Below are 20,408 nucleotides of genomic sequence, written 5' to 3'. Positions count from 1 at the left end.
TTAAATATTTGAAAGCCGGGTGTTTTTAACTATTTTATAAGTAATTTTGCAGCCGTGAAAAAAAAGACATTGATATTTTTGATGCTTTTCGCCTTTGTTTTTGTTTGGGCGGAAGTTCCTTTCTCGTCTTTCATGAATGGAGTGAAGGGCGTTTTCAATGTCGATTCAACAGCTTTGAAAGATAATACGTTTGACAGCGATTCGGCATCGGAAGATTCTATATCAGAATATTCAATATCAATCGATTCTGTATACGGTGACAGATTGTCCGTCGATACTCTTACGGCAGACTCTTTGTCGAAGAAATCTGTCACAGGGCCGGATACAACGAAGATGGATTCGATGCAGTTGGCCATATACCGTTACAACAAGGCCATAGACGACTCGCTGGCTTTCGACAGCATGAATCGTAAGCGGAAAAACGGCATTGACGCGCCTGTGAAATATTCGGCTGAGGACTCTCTTGTGTTTGAGGCGGCAACCGGTGTGGCCCATCTTTACGGCGATTCGCATGTGGAGTATGAGGATATGGACCTGAAGAGCGACCGCATATATATGAGCATGGACAGCAGTCTTGTACATGCGACCGGTGCACGCGACTCTTTGGGAAAGATGTACGGTCTGCCGGTATTCAAGATGGGCAACGACACCTATGAGAGCGACACGATGGCTTTCAACTTCAAGACCAAGAAAGGACTCATCAACGATGTATATACACAGCAGGAAGACGGATTCATGACGGGCGAGCTGTCGAAGCGCAATGAGAAAGGCGAGATATTCATACAGCACGGACGATACACCACATGCGACAAGCCTCATCCCGATTTCTATATAGCTCTGTCGCGCGGAAAGATGCGTCCGGGTAAGGACGTTGTATTCGGTCCGGCATATCTTGTGGTTGCCGACGTGCCTCTGCCGCTTGCCATACCATACGGATTCTTCCCGTTCTCGAAGAGCTATTCCAGCGGATTCATCATGCCTACATACGGTGACGAGACGGAGCGCGGATTTTATCTGCGCGACGGAGGATACTATTTTGCCATCAACGACAAGATGGACCTCAAACTCATAGGCGAGATTTATACCAAGGGGTCGTGGGGACTGTCGGCTGCATCCAATTACCGGAAGCGTTATAAGTTCAGCGGAAGTTTCTATGCAAGCTATCAGAACACCATCAACGGTGAGAAGAACATGCCCGACTATGCCAAGCAGACGAGTTTCAAGATTCAGTGGAGCCATCGGCAGGATGCCAAGGCCAATCCGTTTCGCACGCTGTCGGCAAGTGTCAACTTTGCCACAAGCAGCTACGAGCGCAACAACCTGACGAGCATGTACAATCCGCAGAGCTACACCCAGAGTACGCGAACATCGTCAGTGAGCATGACAAACACGTTTTCGAGTATCGGCATGACACTGAGTACGACGATGAACCTTAATCAGAACATGCGCTACTCTACCATTGCACTGACATTGCCAGACCTGAATATATCTATCAGCCGCTTTTATCCGTTCAAGCGTAAAAAGATGGTAGGCAAAGAACGTTGGTATGAGAAGATTTCGATGAGCTATACCGGCCATCTTAGCAACTCCATAAGTACAAAGGAAGACAAACTGCTGCATTCCAGTCTTACGCGCGACTGGCGTAACGGCATGCAGCACACCATACCTATCAGTGGCAACTTCACGCTTTTCGGCTATCTTAACGTCAATCCGTCGTTCAATTTCACCGACCGTATGTATACTACGAAGATAATGCGTTCGTGGGATGAAACGGCCATGGCCGAGAAGACAGATACCATAGACGGTTTCTACAACGTTTACAACTGGTCTATGAAAGTGAGTGCTTCGACCAAGCTGTATGGTATGTACGTGCCTTGGAAGAAACTCTTCGGCGACAAGATTGTTGCCATACGCCACGTCCTCACACCGCAGGTAAGTTTCAGCTATGCGCCTGATTTCAGTTCGCGGCGGTACGGATTCTACGAGTCGTATCAGAAGACCGACGCCGACGGAAATGTGTCGCTTGTGGAGTATTCGCCCTATTCCAACGGATTGTATGGAGTGCCGGGACGCGGAAAGACGGGAAGCATCTCGATGGACATATCCAACAATCTTGAGATGAAGATACGCTCGGACAAGGATTCTACAGGGTTGAAGAAGATAAGTCTCATAGACGAGCTTGGAGCAAGTATGTCGTACAACATGGCAACGGACATACGTCCCTGGAGTGATTTGAGTACGCGTCTGCGTCTGAAGCTCACAAAGAGCTATACGTTCAACATGAATGCCGTGTTTGCCACTTATGCCTATGAACTGGACGAGAACGGCAGACCTCGTCTGAGCGACCATACGACACTGTACAGTCAGGGTAAGTTCGGACGTTTTCAGGGTATGTCGCAGAATCTGTCGTATACTCTCGACAACAAGAAGCTGGCCAACTTCTTCAAATGGCTGCGTGGCGAGAAGGTGAACAAGAACGATGAAGATACGGACAACGACGATGACGAATACGACGAGTACGACCGCGAGACCAACGAAGACAAGACCATGCAGCGCGGACAGCGCGGCGCGCGCAAGGAGAATGCCGGCAAGGCCGAGACCGACGACGACGGATATATGACGTTCAGCATGCCATGGTCACTGAGTTTCGGTTATGGAATATCGATGCGTGAGAATACCGGCGGTAAGTTCAATTACGATAAGATGCGCTATCCTTATTCAATCACTCAGACACTCAATTTCAGTGGTAACGTGCGTTTGAGTGACGGATGGAACATCAGTTTCTCGTCCGGTTATGATTTTGAGAACAAGAAGATATCCATGACTACGGCTTCACTGTCGCGTGATTTGCACTGTTTCAACATGTCATGCTCGGTTGTGCTGTCACCGTATACAAGTTATAATTTTTCATTCCGATGCAATGCTGCCACGCTTACCGATGCCCTTAAATATGACAAGCGGAGCAGCTATAGCAGTGCCGTACAGTGGTATTGAACCCCGGTGGGGAAAGCATAGATCAATATTATAAATTAAATATAGAATGGCTGAATTACCTGAACTTGTGAAAGACCTTGCCTTGATATTGGTGGTGGCAGGAGCTGTTACTCTTATTTTCAAGAAACTCAAGCAACCGCTTGTCTTGGGTTATATCGTTGCCGGCTTTCTCGTGAGTCCTCACATGCCGTACACCATGTCTGTGATGGACAGTGCCGATGTGAAGACATGGGCCGATATCGGTGTGATATTCCTTTTATTCTCTCTCGGACTTGATTTCTCGTTCAAGAAGATTATAAAGATGGGGGCGGCCCCGGTCATTGCAGCCTGTACCATCATCTTTTGCATGATGCTGTTGGGAGTCTCGGCCGGAAAGATGTTCGGATGGGGACAGATGGACTGCATCTTCCTTGGCGGAATGCTTGCCATGAGCTCCACTACCATTATATATAAGGCGTTTGACGACCTCGGGTTGCGTCAGCAGCGCTTTGCCGGTCTGGTGATGAGCGTGCTCATACTTGAGGATATTCTGGCTATTGTAATGATGGTGATGTTGGCAGCCGTGGCAGGAGGAACCAGCCCCGACGGAGGTCAGATGCTGCGCAGTATGCTCAGCATAGGTTTCTTTCTGATACTATGGTTCGTTGTCGGCATATTCCTTATACCTATGATGTTGCGCAATGTGCGCAAGCTGATTAACGATGAGACGCTGCTTGTCGTATCGCTCGGATTGTGTTGCCTGATGGCGGTGATTTCCACGCAGGTCGGTTTCAGCAGTGCTTTCGGCGCATTTGTCATGGGCAGTATACTGGCAGAGACGGTTGAGGCAGACAAAATCATCAAGCTCGTTGAGCCTGTCAAGAATCTGTTCGGAGCAATCTTCTTCGTTTCGGTCGGCATGCTTGTAGAGCCTAAGATTCTTGTTGAATATGCCGTGCCGGTGGTTACGATTGTCCTGACTATATTGATAGGTCAGGCCGTGCTCGGTTCGTTCGGCTATCTGCTTAGCGGACAGCCGCTCAAGACAGCCATGAAATGCGGATTTTCGATGGCCCAGATTGGTGAGTTCGCATTTATCATAGCCTCGCTCGGCCTGTCGCTTGGCGTCATCGGCGATTTCCTTTATCCGGTGGTAGTGGCAGTATCTGTTATAACCACATTCCTGACTCCCTACATGATGCGTGCCGCCACACCATGCTATGCTCTGATGGAGCGCCATCTGCCGTCGCGTCTTATATCGGTGCTCAACCATATCACGCTAAGTCATCCGTCGACATCGGCGTCGAAGAACAAGTGGAAAAGTCTTGTAACGCAGATGGCGGTCAATGTGGTAATCTATTCCATATTGTCGCTTGCCGTCATATTCCTTATGCTGTCGTTCTTTCTGCCGTTCATCCGTCATCTGCTCGTTGGCTGGCATTGGACGGCCAATTTCATCTGCGGCGCCCTTACAGTGCTGGCCATTTCACCGTTCCTGCGTGCCATGGTGATGAAGAAAAACCATAGTGAGGAGTTCAAGGCTCTTTGGGCCGAAAGCCGTTTCAACCATCTGCCCCTTATCTTTACCATTCTCGTGCGTGTTGTCATAGCCTGTTCGTTCATTTTCTATATATGTAACTATCTGAGCCGCTTTGCCAATGCTCTGATGATAACCATAGCTGTGGCCCTTGTCTTTGCCATGGTGCTGTCGCGCAGTCTCAAGCACAGCAGCATAAGACTGGAGCGTCTGTTTGTCAAGAATCTGCGTTCGCGCGATATCGAGGCACAGGTGCGTGGCCGCAAGCGCCCGCTGTACGAAGGTCATTTGCTTGACCGTGATATTCATATGGCTGATGTCGATGTTCCTTTGGATTCGCTTTGGGCCGGACGTACTCTTGCTGAACTGGGGCTGCGCCAGAAGTTCGGTGTGCATGTGAGCAGCATCCTGCGTGTCAGTCGTCGCATCAATATCCCTGACGGCAGTTCCGTTATCTTTCCGGGTGACAGGATTCGTGTGGTGGGCAGTGACGGGCAGCTCACCAATATGAGCCATGCCATTAAAGAAGAGGTGTATGGTGAGGATCCTGAGTTTGAAAAACGGGAAATGAACCTGCGTCAGATTGTTATTACGGGTAGCAGTCCTTTTATCGGCAAGACGCTTCAGGAGAGCGGAATCCGCGGCAAATACAATTGTCTTGTTGTAGGAATAGAAGAGGGCGAGGAAAATCTTTCTCAGATAGAGCCGGAATATAAGTTCGCTAAAGGCGATATAATATGGGTAGTTGGTGAGGAGGAGTCGCTGGAAGCGATAACAAGACTGTAAGTGCTTATGTTGTTTCGAGTGAAGTTCAAAGGCCTGGTTCTCTCTTTGACTCCAACTCCATAGCAATGAAAATCCTCAAAAGTCTGATGACTTTTGAGGATTTTCATTGTTATGTTTCTCAGTCATTATATTCTGCCGTGAGTTCGCAAATTCTTATGACAACCTCCATTGCTTTCTGCATAGACTGTATGCTTACAAATTCGTACGGTCCATGGAAGTTTACGCCTCCGGCGAAGATGTTTGGGCAGGGCAGACCCTTGAAAGACAGTTGGGCGCCGTCCGTTCCTCCGCGGATAGGTTTTACTTTCGGTGCCACACCGCAATCCTGCATGGCTTTCAGTACAAGGTCAATGACGTGCATGCACGGGTCAATCTTTTCTTTCATGTTGTAGTACTGGTCGCGCACTTCGGCTGTTACCGTTCCGTCGCCGTATTTCTCGTTCATCTTCTTTACACACAGCCCGATGAACTCCTTGCGCATCTCGAACTTCTTGCGGTCGTGGTCGCGGATGATGTACGACAGTATGGCTCCCTCAGTGTTGCTCTTTAAGCCAGTGAGATGATAGAAACCCTGATAGTCTTCGGTGGTCTCGGGAGTCTCGTCGGCCGGTAGCATTCCGATGAACTCCGCAGCCAGACGACTTGCATTGACCATCTTCCCCTTGGCGTATCCCGGATGCACACTGACACCCTTTATCGTGATTTTGGCTCCTGCGGCGTTGAAGTTCTCAAACTCCAGCTCGCCCACATCACCTCCATCCATTGTGTAAGCCCACTCGCATCCGAACTTTTCCACGTCGAAATGATGGGCACCCATGCCTATCTCCTCGTCGGGATTGAATGCTACACGTATCTTTCCATGTTTCACTTCCTTGTGGTCGCGCAGCCAGCACATGGCCTGCATTATTTCGGCTATGCCGGCTTTGTCGTCGGCGCCAAGCAGCGTGTGGCCGTCAGTGACGATAAGGTCTTCTCCCACGTGGGCGAGCAGTTCGGGAAATTTCTTGGGCGACGAAACAATCCCTTCGGACAGTACGATGTCACCGCCGGTGTAATTCTCCACTATGCGTGCCTTTATGTCGGCACCGCTGCAGTCCGGGCTTGTGTCGTAGTGGCTTATAAAACCTATAGTAGGTATATCCTTGCCCTTAACGTTCGATGGCAGTGTGGCATATATGTAGCCCTTGTCGTCCAGTTCTACATCTTCCAGTCCCTCGCGCTCAAGTTCCTTTTTCAGATACTCGGCAAATATAAGTTGTTTCGGCGTACTTGGCACGCTGTTGCTGTCCTCAGCCGATTGCGTGTCGAATTTGGTGTAGTTTAAGAATCTTTCGGTAATATCCATATCTTGTTTTTATAGTTTGATTTTTTTCATTTCATCGTCATGTCCGGGACATCCTCATCCCGCATGTCTCTGCGAAAAGAACGTTTTCGTTAAGCCAAATGGGCAGAGTGAAACTTGTTTCGACCTCTGCCATGGCGAGAAAACGCGGGATGAAATCCAACGTTTTCGTTAAGCCAAATGGGCAGAGTGAAACTTGTTTCAACCTCTGCCATGGCGAGAAAACGCGGGATGAAATCCAACCTTCTGCAAAGATAAACAATTAAAACGATATAGCATACTAAATGTGCCAATCTTTTATTCGTAGATATACCTGACACTATAAGATGGTATATAATGAACCGTAAACGCAATTATTTCAAGAAAATGTAGGCTATTCCAAATAAAATGATTACTTTTGCAACCGCAATGGTTCCGTAGCTTAGCTGAATAGAGCGTCAGATTCCGGTTCTGAAGGTCGTGGGTTTGAATCCCACCGGGATCACATGAGGAGTACTTATAAGTACTCCTTTTTCATTGAAATACAAGCAGTTATAAATCAAGCATCACCCCAAACCATAAAATACGGTATCCAATTAATAAAGTTATGTCTTTCTGACCATAAATATATTTTATGCTGTGACCGAACGGTCTGATAATAATATTGTCTTGTTAATTCTGAAATTTTAACTTTTCTTTTTTCTCGAAATAGAAAAGCAAAGAGGCTGTTTCAACTTTATTTGTGCACCATTTTTACCCTGTAATCTTGCCGTAAGGCCCTCCCGACACTCCCGCAACGGCCGTTTTGCATTGCAAGGAGGCCCCTTTCGCATTGCAATAAGGGCCTTATTGCAACTCAATAAGGCCCTCTCTGCTTTCTTTACAAAGCCTTGCTGCCGTAACATGCTGACTGTCAGCGTCTCCCATTTGAAACAAAAAATGCGATTTTCGGGGTGTCATTAAAAAGTAGTGGTTCATGTGTCGCTTAACATACGTTAAAGTAAAGATATTTATAAATATACGACATTGCATGACGAATCCTTGCCATCTCAGCAGTAATGGTCGCACGTTTTACGGTCGGCATCATATATATGGCATTTACGGTAAAAACAATAACCGCTACTATAATGACCGCATTGTGCACAACTGCCGTTACGTCTACTGCTGCTGCCATGCCCTATAGCACTGAGTATCAGATATACAATCATAACTATTATCAGAAGTACGGCAAAATGAGCCAAAACCAGCATTGTCGCCAACGAGCCGAGCAGATAGACGGCAAGGCAGACAACTGCTCTCAACCATCCTCCTCGTGGAACTATTCCTTTGAAGATAAGTACAATCTGAATTAGCTGGCAAACGGCAAAAGCCCCTGCTACAAAAATAAGTTTGTCTTCAAAGAAAATGCCGGTTGCTATAGCCGCAATAGCTCCTACGATCCAAGAGTATATGCCCCATCGCTTGTCGAACGAGCCGTAACTATTGTACTCCGCATCTTCCAAAGTATTGAAGAAACACATTATCTGATTGTATACTACAAAACCGAATACAATAAAATCAATGACAGTCCAAATCCATCCTACCGTATCAGGCATGCAGAACCATATAGCGTCGGTCCCCATCATTAATATATAGGAAAGTTCAACTGTACATACAGTGAGAAACAAAACACAGTTAGTCCAATACTCTCCATCTTCCAACGGACTGTCGCCGCGTTTCTTACGCATATACAACAATATGGCAGACAAGCCGAGTATCGGATAAATCATCCATTCCACACCACCGTTGCCCAATTCCAAAGACTTGAACATGTTTCCGGTATCCGTCAAGTCCGGTTCCGAAATTTCTATCCGTTCCAGATATCTGGCACTGACATAAGCAGAATTGCCTTCATACTCTATTTTTGCCCATCCGTTCTCAATTTCATATACTTTCACCACTTCTCCACGGTCTATTGACGATAACACCGGAGCTTTGGCCGAAGCATGGCTACGTACGTTAAGAGATGATTTTGCTGTCACTCTGTACTTGGTCTGTGCCATGGATGTCATACAGCAAAGCATCACAATAATCAACAATAAGATTTTCTTCATAGCGTATGTTTTGATGGTTAGTAACTTCCTTTATGTGGTTGTTGAATATTCAATTTCGCAAATATACGATAAAAATATTATAATCAAACAAAATATCACCATTATTTTAAGAAGAACAATTGTACTGTCACAACAATACTTTGTGTCTTTCCAAACATATCAGTAACTCTTGTTTTGGATATGTCGTGGAATACAATTAGTGAAATTGGCGGACATATTGATTTGTATATAAATAAAAACATGTCGTTTTGTCAGAAATATAGTGTAATAGTTTGCATATTGATATAAAAGTACTACCTTTGTATCGCGTAAGAACAATCTAATCACAAATATAAAAAATCCACGCTTATGAGTAAACTGATAAAGCCGGTAGCCTATGATGCTCTGCTCGACATGAAGCAGACCGAGCAAGGCATTAAACTTATCAAGGAGTTTTTCCAGCAAAACCTGTCTACCGAGCTGCGTCTGCGTCGTGTTACGGCTCCGCTGTTCGTGTTGCAGGGACTTGGAATCAATGACGACCTCAACGGTGTCGAACGTGCCGTGACATTTCCTATCAAGGACTTGGGCGATGCCAGAGCCGAAGTGGTGCATTCGTTGGCCAAATGGAAGCGTCTGTCGCTTGCCGAGTACAATGTAGAGCCTGGCTATGGCATATATACCGACATGAATGCCATACGTGCCGACGAGGAACTTGACAATCTGCATTCGCTCTATGTGGACCAGTGGGATTGGGAAGCCGTCATCACCCGAGAACAGCGCACGGTGGCCTATCTTAAGAGTGTGGTCGAACGTATCTATGCGGCCATACGCCGTACGGAGTACCTTACGTGTGAAACCTATCCTCAGCTGCGTCCGTTTCTGCCTGAGATGATAACCTTTGTGCACAGTGAGGAACTGGCCCGGATGTATCCCGAAATGACGCCGAAGGAGCGTGAGGACGAGATATGCCGCAAGCATGGCGCCGTGTTTGTAATAGGTATCGGGGGCAGGCTGGACAATGGGGAGAAGCACGACGGACGTGCTCCCGACTATGACGACTGGTCGACCGTGGCCGAGGACGGGCGTGTGGGACTTAACGGTGACATACTTATCTGGTATCCTGTGCTGGGCCGTTCGTTCGAGTTGTCGTCGATGGGCATACGTGTCGACAGTGATGCGCTTGTCCGGCAGCTTGCCATTGAGGGTGAGGAGGCGCGTGCCGGATTGTATTTCCACAGGAAGTTGTTGGCCGGCGAGCTGCCCCTCAGTATTGGGGGTGGTATCGGGCAGAGCCGTTTGTGCATGGTGTTGCTTCACAAGGCCCACATCGGTGAGATACAGGCCAGTATATGGCCTGAGGATATGCGCAGGGAATGCCGTGAGCTGGGTATGCCTCTGATATGATAAGGAGAATATGATTTTTTTTGAATAAGATGGTTTGTTGTCGTGTAAATTTAGTATATTTGCCGACGCGTATAAAATGATGTTGGATTTCATCCCGCGTTTTTTCGCCATGGCAGAGTTTGAAACAAGTTTCACTCTGTCCGTTTCGCTTAACGAAAAGATTTAATAAAAATGTAAATGAAATAGAAGAAATATGACAGAATAAAGTATCTGACAGTGACATAGAAGAAAAGAAAGTGTTTGCTTTTACTTGATGTGTTCCTAAAATCGCCAAATTTCACGAACACTCATCAACAGTACAAGTGGATGCTCTCACCCGTAAGGGTGTGGGTTTCCTGTTGCATGAGTGTAGGTGTTTGGCGATACCTTGGAACAGTAACAGGTAGCGCCGCACCTTTCTTTTTGCCGTTTGTTGTAAAAAGGAAATTTATAAATGATAATGGGAATGAAGAAAAGACTACGTTTAATTTATTTGTACCATGTGATAATGTCAGATGGTTAAAGTTGTTCCGGTAATGAAGCAAAATTATATATGAGTCAATCAACAAAATTAATTTGAATAATTCCGCAAGGCATTTAAAGTCAAAAACAGATTATACGTATTGATTTTGTTGACTGACTTAAAACAATAAAACTAACAAAAAATATTATTATGGAAGAGAATAATTTGAAGAAAACAGAGAATCAGAAGATGTTTACCCGTCCGTTTTCCTTTAAAGGACGCATTAGGAGATTGGAGTATGGACTGTCATATCTTGTTTATTTGGTTTTTTATAATCTGTTTATCGGTGCTTTGGCGGCAGATTTTAGTGTACCGGTTTACATAGTGTTGTGTGTATTGGGCATTGTCTTGTTTTGGTTCGTTCTGGCTCAGGGGGTAAAGCGTTGTCACGACCGTGGTAATTCGGGATGGTATCAGCTTATTCCTTTTTATGTTCTTGTAATGCTTTTCGGAGACGGTGACGACTATGACAACGGTTACGGACCCGACCCTAAGGGCCGTGACTGTATGGCTGAAATAGGATTATAGGCAGTTTATGATTTTGGGTCGTCGAAAATGAAGTGTGATAAATGTTTTTTTTATTTCTTATAGTTGTACAGTGCGGTCTGCTCATATTGGATGTATATGGGTGGACCGCTGTTTTTCACCATATATTAAAAATGTTTTCGTCAAGCCTGATGAAGTAGAGTGAGACTTGTTCCAACTCTGTCATGGCGAGAAAACGCGGGATGAAATCCAACGTATCTTTTGTCCTTGAAATCATATTTTCTGCTTTGAAAGCATATTCTTGGTCATTACGGGCCAGAACATTCATCAGACGGATATCATAAAATTCTTGTGTGTAAATATTTTCATATGTGTTATTTCCTTAATAATTTGCTGTGCTGAGATAAAAGTCGTATCTTTACATCCGAACGTTTTCGTCAAGCCAAATGAGCATAGTGAAACTTGTTTCAGTTCTGCCATGGCGAGAAAACGCGGGATGAAATACAAAGTTTGAATAACAATAATATTCGTAAAATAATGGTACGCTATGAAAATTGTGAATGGAAAGATGTTGGGTGCAATTGTCGGAGATATTGTAGGTTCGGTTTATGAGTTTCGGAACACAAAAACTACAGATTTTGAATTGTTTCGCAAAGGAGAAAGCAGATTTACAGACGATACTGTTATGACGTTGGCAGTGGCAAAGTGGCTTCTGACAGACAAGGAACACTCTTATGCAGGGTTGGTGGGTTGCATGCAGGAACTGGGTCGTAAATATCCGGATGCAGGATATGGTTGCAATTTTGCTCTTTGGCTTCGGCAAGACTATCCCAAGCCATACGGCAGTTGGGGCAACGGAGCGGGTATGCGTGTAAGTCCGGTAGGGCTTTATGCCGGCACGCTTGATGAAGCCCTGTCACTCGCTAAGGTGACGGCCGAGGTTACTCACAACCACCCCGAAGGCATAAAGGGGGCACAGGCTATTGCGGCATGTATGTTTTTATGCCGCGGAGGCATTTCGAAAGCAGATATACGCAAGTATGTGGAGGAAACATTCGGATATGATCTTGGTCGGACGTTGGATGAAATAAGGCCCGGCTATACTTTCGATGTGTCGTGTCAGGGCAGTGTACCCCAGGCGATCATAGCATTTCTCGAAGGAGAAACATTTGTAGACGTGATACGTCTTGCGGTTTCTATAGGTGGTGACTCCGATACCATAGCATGTATGGCTGGTGCTATAGCTTCCTGCTGCTATCACATTCCTGTAGATGTAGCTGCCGTGAGCAATGATATCCTTCCTGACGAACTTCGTAAATTGAAAGATGATTTTATGAAGATGCTTGCCGGCAGAAAGACGCGCAACTGGTTTTGGAAATAGACCTACGGTATATACTGACGTCGGTTCTATGCCAATTCCAGATCAAGCAGTTCACGCAACTTTTCTATTGACGGATTCTGTTTGCTCATTTCTTCAAATTGTTCGCGGCGGCTGAGTACTTTCACCTGTTCATGATGCTCCGCAAGACGCATGTTCAGTGTGATTCCGCTATTGTGCAAGTATAGTTTCAGAGTGCTGACGATACTGCCCTTTATATCTTGCATCTGGTCGAGAATGATTTTGTTATCGGCTGTGACTTCTATTTCCGGCATTTTCGTTATCACAGGGTTCATGTTCTTCATCCGGGCAGAGATACCACTGAGACTTTGTGGCATACGGTTGCACATTGACATCCATTGAAATTCAAGGTCGCGCTGTGTGAATTCCCTGTGTTCTTCTTTATTGGCTGCGTTGGGGTCGTCGGCCCCAAGTGTGCCTGGTATTACCTGCATCTTTTTCGGCTTTGTCATCTGGCGTAGGTTGTTCCATGAGTAGCCGAGAGTGCCGCCGTTTGACTTTAGCACGGGGCGTGAGCTTGCAGTGTAGGTAGTTGTAGATACCGTCGTTGGTGTTTGTTGTAATGTATTATTTGTGTTGGGTGTTGTGGCCGGTTTGGTGTTGTCCGGTGTGTGTGCAACCGTTCGGGCTACGGCTACCTGCGGGGCCGTTTTGCGTTGCCTTTGCTGTTGCACAAGGTTCTTGAACAGGGTTTTCAATCTTTTGGGGCGACGCCCCGCACTGGCGGCATCGTCAGGCTGTGTGATTTGTGCCACTTCTATCAGTGTCAACTCCACGAGCAGACGCTTGTTGCTGCTCTGACGATAGTTTATGTCGCATTGGTTCATGATTCGCAATGCTTGATATAGAAACCGCGTTTCACATCGTGTGGCCTGTTCCTTGTACCGTTCGCGTTGCCGTTCGCTCACTTCGAGCAGCGGCAGTGTGCTTTCGTCTTTGGCCATGAGCACGTTGCGTACATGTTTTGACAGTCCGCCGACGAGCAGTCCGCCATCGAATCCTTTGTTTATTATATTGTTGAGCAGCACCATTATTTCGCTCACCTTGTTGTCACGTGCCAGATCGGTGATTTGGAAATAATTGTCCGAATCGAGAACATTGAGGTCTTCGATTACTTTTTCGTAAGTGATGTTGCCTTGGCAGAAACTTGCTGCCTGATCGAATATCGACAAAGCGTCACGCATGCCTCCGTCTGCCTTTTCGGCTATCACGGCCAGTGCCTCGTCCTCTACGTTGATGCCTTCTTTTTCTGCAACATGTTTAAGATGATCAATGGTGCCCCTCACCGTCATGCGTTCGAAGTCGTAAATTTGGCATCGTGAGAGTATGGTGGGCAGGATTTTATGTTTCTCGGTAGTGGCCAGCACGAATATGACGTGGGCCGGCGGTTCTTCGAGGGTTTTCAGAAAAGCGTTGAATGCTGCTGTTGACAGCATGTGCACCTCGTCGATGATGAACACTTTGTAACGTCCTGTTTGTGGCGGTATGCGCGTCTGTTCCATCAGTGTCTTGATGTGTTCCACAGAGTTGTTGCTTGCCGCGTCAAGTTCGAAGATGTTGAGCGAGCGCTGTTCGTTGAACGCCAGGCAGCTTTCACACGCGTTGCATGCCTCACCGTCGGCGGTAGGTGTCTGACAGTTTATTGCCTTGGCGAATATGCGGGCGCAGGTAGTCTTGCCCACGCCTCGCGGCCCGCAGAACAGATAGGCATGAGCCAGTTTGCCGCTTTTCACCGCGTTCTTAAGCGTGGTGGTGAGTGCGGTCTGTCCCACAACCGAATCGAATGTGGTTGGACGGTACTTTCGTGCCGAAACTATATATTCTTCCATAAAATTGTCTCTTGTATTTGTTTTTGGAATGATAGCGCAAAGGTACTCATATTATCCGAGATAATACACGGCAGAATATGGAAAAGTGATGACGGGATGTCAATTCCGTTTTCAGATTTATGAAATAGGTTTAAAAATCTAAAAATAACGGAGGACTACGGCTTTATATGGATTGAAATGCCTATCTTTGCAAAGATAAACAAGCCAAAATGTAATGAACCGTCTCAGAAGAACAGCAAATTATCTACGTCGTTTCAGAGGTCTCAAGTATGCGGTTGTCATTGTCACAGCCGTTGTTATTGTTGGTTTCGTTGACGAGAACAGTATGTGGAGTCATTTTCGTAACAAACAGAAAATCAATGAACTTGAGATAGAGATACAGCGTTATAAACGGCAGTATGAGCGTGATCGGGCACAGCTGCGCAAGCTCGATACCGATCCCAAGGCAATAGAAAAGATTGCCCGCGAGCGCTATTTCATGAAGACCGAAAACGAAGATATATTTGTGCTGAGCGATGACATGGAGGCTTCAGAACAACTTGATGATGAAACAACTGAATAAGATAGAGAATATAATATTCCTTGTAGGCTCGGTGCTGATGGTTGTGGGTAGCGGTGCCCAGCTTTTTGTGCAGCGGTGGGCGCCATATGTCTTTGCGATGGGGGCAATTGCTTTTGTGTTGATGCAGCTTAAGCAGCGCTATGAAGGCCGCAATGTGGTTATTCGCCGTCTGCGCCGTATGATGATAACAAGCGATGTTTTCTTTTTGTTGTCAGCCCTGCTTATGTTTGCCAATCAGGGCAACTTTTTCGGTATCGACCGTCTGACATATATCAGTTATGTACATAACAACTGGGTGGTTACACTTCTCGTTGCAGCCATTCTGCAACTATATTCCACACATAGAATAAGTACTGAACTGGATCGAGAGGCAAAAAAAATATAAAAGTCATTGCAAATGTTTTAAATAGCATGAATTTTTTTTCATACTTCGATATATCGTTGTATTTTTGTGCTAAAATGAAAAAATATTGTATATGAATAGGATTCTATATGCATTGGTTGCTGTTGCAGTCATATTTACTTCGTGTGCCAGTTCGTATGACGTTCAGGGATCGTCTTCTGTGTCGTCGCTTGACGGCAGCAAACTGTACCTTAAAGCCGTTAAGGACAATGAACTCAAAAAAATAGATTCATGTGACGTTGTGCACGGACAATTTTCTTTCAGTGGTGTCTTGGATACGGTGCGTATGGTCAATCTGTTTATGGACGATGAGAGTATTATGCCGATAGTCCTTGAGAAGGGGGAGATACGTATAAATATAGACAATGTCAGTCAGAATGTGAGCGGCACACCGCTCAATGATAAGTTGTATGAGTTTATAGACAAGCATAACCAACTGGACAACCGCATGAGCGAACTGTCACACAAACAGAGCCGCATGTTGTTGGATGGCATAGACGAAAATATAATCAATGAAAAACTGTCTTTGGAAGCGGAAAAGATTGCTCGTGAGGAAGATCGGCTTGTGACCGACTTTATCGTCGACAACTTTGACAATGTACTTGGTCCGGGCGTTTTCATGATGATAACAAGCCGTTTCAAGTATCCCATACTTACTCCACAGATAGAGGAGATAATGACCAAGGCCACAGATAAGTTCAAGAACAATCCATACGTGAAGGACTATTATCAGACGGCTAACGAAAACGAGGCACGCATGCAAGGGCTTGATCCGTCGGATATTTCAGTTCCTGCCACTACACAGGAATCTCCATCGGTTTTAGGTGACTCGGCAAGTAGTATATTGGGCGGTTCTTCAGGTTTGGGACAGTGACACGTGCGTACCATGTTAATAATGAAAGGAAATGAGAACACTTATTGAAAAAGGAACGATAGTAAACGAAAACTCTGTTTCCTGCGGTTCGATAGTAATAGAGGATGAACATATAACAGAGGTAACCGATATTGATATACAGCCCGACGCATCTTTTGACACCATAATAGATGCGTCGGGTTGTTACATTATTCCAGGGATGATAGATAGCCATGTGCACTTCCGCGAGCCGGGACTGACGGAAAAGGCCGATATAGATAGTGAGAGTTGTGCGGCGGCGGCTGGCGGAGTGACTTCGTATTTCGATATGCCCAATACCGTTCCGCAGACAACATCGGTAGAGGCTCTCGAAGAGAAGTTTGCATTAGCCTCTCTTAAGAGTCATGTGAACTATTCTTTCTTCTTCGGTGCTACTAACGACAATATTGCACTTCTGGATAGTTTGGATCCTTGTCGTATACCCGGTATCAAACTTTTCATGGGGTCATCAACGGGCAACATGCTCGTTGACCGACGTGAGGCTTTGGAACGGTTGTTCGGTAGTGTGAATATGCCCGTTATGGCCCATTGCGAGGATACGTCCATCATAAACTGTAACATGGAGCGGATGAGGGTTTCAGAACCGATGTATCCTGATGTCAGACTGCATCCACTGATACGTTCGGCTGAAGCCTGCTATGAAAGTACTGCGCTTGCCGTAGGTTTGGCCCGCAAATACGGTACCCGTCTTCATGTGGCTCATATCAGCACGGCTCGCGAACTTGAACTGTTTGAGCCCGGAGGCAATATTACGGCTGAGGCTGTGACAGGACATCTTTGGTTTTCAGATGTCGACTATGCAGTGCTTGGTTCACGTATCAAGGTAAACCCTGCTATAAAGACTGCTGCCGACCGCGATGCATTGCGTCGTGCTCTAACCGACGGACGTATATCCACCGTGGCTACTGACCATGCTCCCCATCTGCTGGTACATAAAAAGGGAGGCTGTGATAAGGCGGCGTCGGGTATGCCCATGATACAGTTCTCGTTGCCCACAATGCTTGAGCTTGTAGACGATGGTGTGATTACTCTCGGTCGTATGGTCGAGCTGATGTGTCATGCTCCGGCACGTATTTTCGGTGTACGTGACCGTGGGTTCCTGCGTCAGGGATACCGTGCCGATATTACAATCGTGCGTCCTCGCTGTCCCTGGATGGTGACAAAGGATGTCATAGAGAGTCGTTGCGGATGGAGTCCGATGGAAGGACATACATATAATTGGCGCGTGGAGCGTACCATATGCAATGGACATACGGTCTTTAACAATGGTATGGTCGACCGTAATTATATAGGCATGGCGATAGATTTCAGATAAGGTAATGGTGGCGGATAACTGTTCTTGTGATTTTGTACGGCATAAGATAATATACGGCATAGACGAGCTGGTGCCTTACATTAACTGGGCTTATTTTTATTTTGCGTGGCAGTTGCGTGACTCTGTCGGTCAGGCTCGGATAAGGAGTGAGGCCGAGAATGTACTCGTCATGATTGCCGGTCGCGGCTATCGTGTGCATGCCGTTTTCGTCGTTGCAGATGCCAATTCTGACGGTGATGACATTTTGATAGGCGGTATACGTCTGCCTATGTTGCGCCAACAGAAAGTTGCAGAGGATGGAGCACCCAATCTGTGCCTTGCCGACTATGTACGTCCGTTGTCGTCGGGTATGAGTGATAGAGCGGGTGTGTTTGCCACAACGGTTGATATAGGACTTGAAACCGACTTCGCTGGTGATGACTATATGAAGATGATGGTGCAACTGCTTGCCGACCGGCTTGCCGAGGCGGCTGCCGAGAGGATGCACGAACAGGTGAGGAAAGTGTTTTGGGGCTATGTTCCGGATGAACACCTTACTGTGGATGACTTGCATCACGAGCGTTTCACAGGCATACGTCCGGCTATAGGATATCCTTCGTTGCCCGATGCAAGCCTCAATTTCATTATTGCCGATATACTCTGTTTTGATGAATTGGGTATTCGTATTACTGAGAGCGGAGCCATGAAGCCTCATGCCAGTGTCAGCGGATTGATGATAGCCCATCCTAAGGCACGTTACTTTTCTGTGGGTCAGATAGGCGAAGACCAATTGGCTGACTATGCGTATCGCCGTGGTATGTCGGTGGAAATGATGCGCCGTTTTTTAACATCAAATTTAAGATTATGATATCGAGAATACTGTTACCCATATTACTGATGATAGTGTTGTCCGACGGATATATATGGATGCGATATCTGCGCGGTAGAGTGGCTCTGCGGAAAAGCCTTATGTGGTTTGTGCCTGGCTTCCTGATGGCTCTTTTCACTGTCTTCATTGCTTTTCAGAAAGATTTTGCACCGGCTGATAGCACATTATTCAATGTGTATCTGTTTTTTCTCGGATTTATAGTTGTGGCAAAGATGCTGTTTGTCATCAGTTCAGCCGTGGGGTGGGGGCTGCAACGTTTGCTGAATACCCGCCGAAATTATGGCAATGCCGTTGGGCTTGTGGTGGTGGCATTGGTGTGGTATGTGCTTTTGTATGGCGTGTTCGTAGGCTTCAAAAGACTTGAAGTGCGCCATGTTGTGTATACATCGCGCGATCTTCCCGCAGCATTCGACGGTTATCGTATAGTGCATTTTTCCGATGCTCATGTCGGTACCTATGGCCGTGGCTATTCACGGCAGTTGGCACGTGCAGTGGATAGCATCAATGTGGAATATCCGGATATGGTGGTGTTTACCGGCGATTTGCAGAACATGCAGCCAGGTGAGGTGCTTCCTCATGAGCAAACATTGGCACGGTTGCATGCCCGTGACGGTGTTTATTCCGTGTTGGGCAATCACGACTACGCACAATATATACATGCTGATGAGGCTGTCAAGACTGCAAATGTGCGTTACATAAGGGAGAGTCAGCGTAGAATGGGATGGACATTGCTCGACAACGCCCACCGTGTGATACGTCGCGGGGCAGACTCGATAGTCATTGCGGGCATGGAGAACGATGGAGACGGCAGGCATTTCCCGCAAAAAGGCGACATAGCCCGTACGCTGCACGGTGTGTCCGACAGCAGTTTTGTCGTTATGCTCCAGCACGACCCGACATCATGGCGTCGCAAGATTTTGCCACAGTCAGGGGCGCAACTCACGTTAAGCGGTCATACCCATGCCATGCAGTTCTGCCTGTTCGGATGGTCGCCCTCGTCGCTGATATATTCCGAGTGGGGCGGAATGTTTTATGAGGGTAACCGTGCCATTAATGTAAGTACGGGTCTCGGCGGTTTCATTCCTTTCCGTTTTGGTGTTCCGGGAGAGATAGTGGTGATAACCCTTAAGAGAGAGAATTAAGAATATGGTGAAATCCAAAGTTTCTGTTAATCAGAATTGACGAAGTGAGTTTGTTCAAATTTTGTCAGAGAGACAAAACTAAGCATTAAATGAATAATATGAAATACTTATATCGTATTTACCAGATTTGTGTGGCATTGCCTGTTGCTCTTGTTGCCACAATAATCACAGCATTGACAGTAGCCATTGGTTGTTCATTGGGTGGTGGGCACTTTTTCGGTTATTATCCAGGTCGGTGGTGGTCAAGAGTAATGACTCGCATATTCCTTCTTTCCGTTACGGTCGAAGGACGCGAAAATATGGAACCGGGACATTCCTATGTCTTTGTGGCCAATCATCAGGGAGCCTTTGATATCTTTCTCATTTACGGATATCTCGGCCGTAACTTCAAGTGGATGATGAAACGTCAGATAGAGAAGATTCCATTTGTTGGTTTTGCATGTAATATGTCGCATCAGATTTTTGTTGACAAGCGGGGACCGAGTAAGATAAAGGCGACATACGACAACGCACGTCGTACATTGAGCAGTGGCATGAGTCTTGTTGTTTTTCCAGAGGGAGCACGCACATTCACGGGACATATGGGTGTGTTTAAAAAAGGTGCTTTCATGTTGGCTGATGAGTTGCAGTTGCCTGTGGTGCCGCTTACCATCAATGGTTCGTTCAAAGTGATGCCACGTATGCGCGACTGGAGATGGGTGACATGGCATCCGCTGCGACTTACCATCCATCAGCCTATCTATCCCATCGGAAAGGGACAGCAGAACGTTCAGGCCATAATGCGGCAGAGCTACGACTCGGTGATGAGTGCCCTCACGCCTGAGTATCAAGGTTTTGTGGAGAATCCTGATCAGTAGGTCTTTAGAAGTTAAGGAGTTTTTTACTCCTTAACT

Annotated in this window: 15 protein-coding genes and 1 tRNA gene; 13 read left to right on the top strand and 3 right to left on the bottom strand. The window is 46.5% G+C overall.

What is annotated here, in order from left to right:
• Positions 1-54: 54 nt before the first annotated feature.
• Positions 55-2,994, top strand: coding sequence for a putative LPS assembly protein LptD (locus HPS55_RS03260; protein WP_300966130.1), 2,940 nt, complete (start codon positions 55-57; stop codon positions 2,992-2,994).
• Positions 2,995-3,040: 46 nt separating this feature from the next.
• Positions 3,041-5,296 carry a cation:proton antiporter gene (locus tag HPS55_RS03255; RefSeq protein WP_172175958.1) on the top strand — a complete coding sequence of 752 codons (2,256 nt, stop codon included), beginning with the start codon at positions 3,041-3,043 and terminating at the stop codon, positions 5,294-5,296.
• A 118-nt stretch (positions 5,297-5,414) separates the two neighbouring features.
• Here HPS55_RS03255 and pepT read toward each other — a convergent pair whose 3' ends face one another.
• Entirely contained in the window at positions 5,415-6,641 is a 1,227-nt protein-coding gene (pepT, locus tag HPS55_RS03250) for a peptidase T (protein ID WP_172175956.1), read from the bottom strand.
• A gap of 407 nt (positions 6,642-7,048) precedes the next feature.
• Here pepT and HPS55_RS03245 point away from each other — a divergent pair.
• A tRNA-Arg gene (locus HPS55_RS03245) sits at positions 7,049-7,122 on the top strand.
• A 544-nt stretch (positions 7,123-7,666) separates the two neighbouring features.
• Here HPS55_RS03245 and HPS55_RS03240 read toward each other — a convergent pair.
• The gene (locus HPS55_RS03240) at positions 7,667-8,710 is read right to left on the bottom strand and encodes an SH3 domain-containing protein (protein WP_172175954.1); all 1,044 of its coding nucleotides are present in this window, start codon (positions 8,708-8,710) and stop codon (positions 7,667-7,669) included.
• Between the two features lie 348 nt (positions 8,711-9,058).
• Here HPS55_RS03240 and asnA point away from each other — a divergent pair, with 348 nt between their 5' ends.
• From asnA to HPS55_RS03225, 3 genes are all read left to right on the top strand, one after another.
• Positions 9,059-10,096: an aspartate--ammonia ligase gene (gene asnA, locus HPS55_RS03235; RefSeq protein WP_172175952.1), complete on the top strand. Its 1,038-nt coding sequence runs from the start codon at positions 9,059-9,061 to the stop codon at positions 10,094-10,096.
• 652 nt (positions 10,097-10,748) lie between these two features.
• Complete coding sequence (locus HPS55_RS03230) at positions 10,749-11,126, top strand: DUF805 domain-containing protein (RefSeq protein WP_253945809.1); 378 nt, start codon at positions 10,749-10,751, stop codon at positions 11,124-11,126.
• Between the two features lie 505 nt (positions 11,127-11,631).
• The gene (locus tag HPS55_RS03225) at positions 11,632-12,465 is read left to right on the top strand and encodes an ADP-ribosylglycohydrolase family protein (protein WP_253945808.1); all 834 of its coding nucleotides are present in this window, start codon (positions 11,632-11,634) and stop codon (positions 12,463-12,465) included.
• Between the two features lie 26 nt (positions 12,466-12,491).
• On the opposite strand, the gene HPS55_RS03220 is transcribed toward HPS55_RS03225, so the two are convergent.
• On the bottom strand, positions 12,492-14,312 hold the full coding sequence (locus HPS55_RS03220) for a DNA polymerase III subunit gamma/tau (RefSeq protein ID WP_172175950.1): 1,821 nt from the start codon (positions 14,310-14,312) through the stop codon (positions 12,492-12,494).
• 214 nt (positions 14,313-14,526) lie between these two features.
• On the opposite strand from HPS55_RS03220, the gene HPS55_RS03215 reads away from it, so the two are divergent.
• The 7 genes from HPS55_RS03215 to HPS55_RS03185 all read left to right on the top strand — a co-directional run bounded on the left by HPS55_RS03215 (position 14,527) and on the right by HPS55_RS03185 (position 20,372).
• Positions 14,527-14,874 (top strand): FtsB family cell division protein, encoded by a 348-nt coding sequence (locus tag HPS55_RS03215; protein WP_172175948.1) that lies wholly within the window; start codon positions 14,527-14,529, stop codon positions 14,872-14,874.
• Complete coding sequence (locus tag HPS55_RS03210) at positions 14,858-15,259, top strand: hypothetical protein (protein WP_172175946.1); 402 nt, start codon at positions 14,858-14,860, stop codon at positions 15,257-15,259. Before HPS55_RS03215 ends, HPS55_RS03210 begins: the two co-directional genes overlap by 17 nt.
• 91 nt (positions 15,260-15,350) lie before the next feature.
• On the top strand, positions 15,351-16,151 hold the full coding sequence (locus tag HPS55_RS03205) for a DUF4369 domain-containing protein (RefSeq protein WP_172175944.1): 801 nt from the start codon (positions 15,351-15,353) through the stop codon (positions 16,149-16,151).
• 31 nt (positions 16,152-16,182) lie between these two features.
• Positions 16,183-17,505, top strand: a complete 1,323-nt coding sequence (locus HPS55_RS03200; RefSeq protein WP_172175942.1) for a dihydroorotase — start codon at positions 16,183-16,185, stop codon at positions 17,503-17,505.
• 4 nt (positions 17,506-17,509) lie between these two features.
• Positions 17,510-18,352, top strand: a complete 843-nt coding sequence (locus HPS55_RS03195) for a vitamin B12 dependent-methionine synthase activation domain-containing protein (protein ID WP_172175940.1) — start codon at positions 17,510-17,512, stop codon at positions 18,350-18,352.
• The gene (locus HPS55_RS03190; RefSeq protein ID WP_172175938.1) at positions 18,349-19,515 is read left to right on the top strand and encodes a metallophosphoesterase; all 1,167 of its coding nucleotides are present in this window, start codon (positions 18,349-18,351) and stop codon (positions 19,513-19,515) included. The genes HPS55_RS03195 and HPS55_RS03190 overlap by 4 nt, the downstream gene beginning before the upstream one ends.
• Before the next feature lie 98 nt (positions 19,516-19,613).
• Positions 19,614-20,372: a lysophospholipid acyltransferase family protein gene (locus HPS55_RS03185; protein WP_172175936.1), complete on the top strand. Its 759-nt coding sequence runs from the start codon at positions 19,614-19,616 to the stop codon at positions 20,370-20,372.
• Positions 20,373-20,408: the final 36 nt, after the last annotated feature.

It is taken from the genome of Xylanibacter rodentium, from assembly GCF_013166575.1.
Classification (GTDB): Bacteria; Bacteroidota; Bacteroidia; order Bacteroidales; family Bacteroidaceae; genus Prevotella; species Prevotella rodentium.
This window is presented reverse-complemented; position numbering and strand designations above follow the sequence as displayed.

Excerpts from the sequence above, each read along its gene's own strand:
- HPS55_RS03190 (WP_172175938.1), top strand. The coding sequence starts at position 18,349 with ATGATATCGAGAATACTGTTACCCATATTACTGATGATAGTGTTGTCC.
- HPS55_RS03225 (WP_253945808.1), top strand. The coding sequence starts at position 11,632 with ATGAAAATTGTGAATGGAAAGATGTTGGGTGCAATTGTCGGAGATATT.
- HPS55_RS03220 (WP_172175950.1), bottom strand. The coding sequence starts at position 14,312 with ATGGAAGAATATATAGTTTCGGCACGAAAGTACCGTCCAACCACATTC.
- HPS55_RS03240 (WP_172175954.1), bottom strand. The coding sequence starts at position 8,710 with ATGAAGAAAATCTTATTGTTGATTATTGTGATGCTTTGCTGTATGACA.
- HPS55_RS03230 (WP_253945809.1), top strand. The coding sequence starts at position 10,749 with ATGGAAGAGAATAATTTGAAGAAAACAGAGAATCAGAAGATGTTTACC.
- HPS55_RS03195 (WP_172175940.1), top strand. The coding sequence starts at position 17,510 with ATGGTGGCGGATAACTGTTCTTGTGATTTTGTACGGCATAAGATAATA.
- HPS55_RS03205 (WP_172175944.1), top strand. The coding sequence starts at position 15,351 with ATGAATAGGATTCTATATGCATTGGTTGCTGTTGCAGTCATATTTACT.
- HPS55_RS03215 (WP_172175948.1), top strand. The coding sequence starts at position 14,527 with ATGAACCGTCTCAGAAGAACAGCAAATTATCTACGTCGTTTCAGAGGT.
- asnA (WP_172175952.1), top strand. The coding sequence starts at position 9,059 with ATGAGTAAACTGATAAAGCCGGTAGCCTATGATGCTCTGCTCGACATG.
- HPS55_RS03200 (WP_172175942.1), top strand. The coding sequence starts at position 16,183 with ATGAGAACACTTATTGAAAAAGGAACGATAGTAAACGAAAACTCTGTT.
- HPS55_RS03185 (WP_172175936.1), top strand. The coding sequence starts at position 19,614 with ATGAAATACTTATATCGTATTTACCAGATTTGTGTGGCATTGCCTGTT.
- pepT (WP_172175956.1), bottom strand. The coding sequence starts at position 6,641 with ATGGATATTACCGAAAGATTCTTAAACTACACCAAATTCGACACGCAA.
- HPS55_RS03255 (WP_172175958.1), top strand. The coding sequence starts at position 3,041 with ATGGCTGAATTACCTGAACTTGTGAAAGACCTTGCCTTGATATTGGTG.
- HPS55_RS03210 (WP_172175946.1), top strand. The coding sequence starts at position 14,858 with ATGAAACAACTGAATAAGATAGAGAATATAATATTCCTTGTAGGCTCG.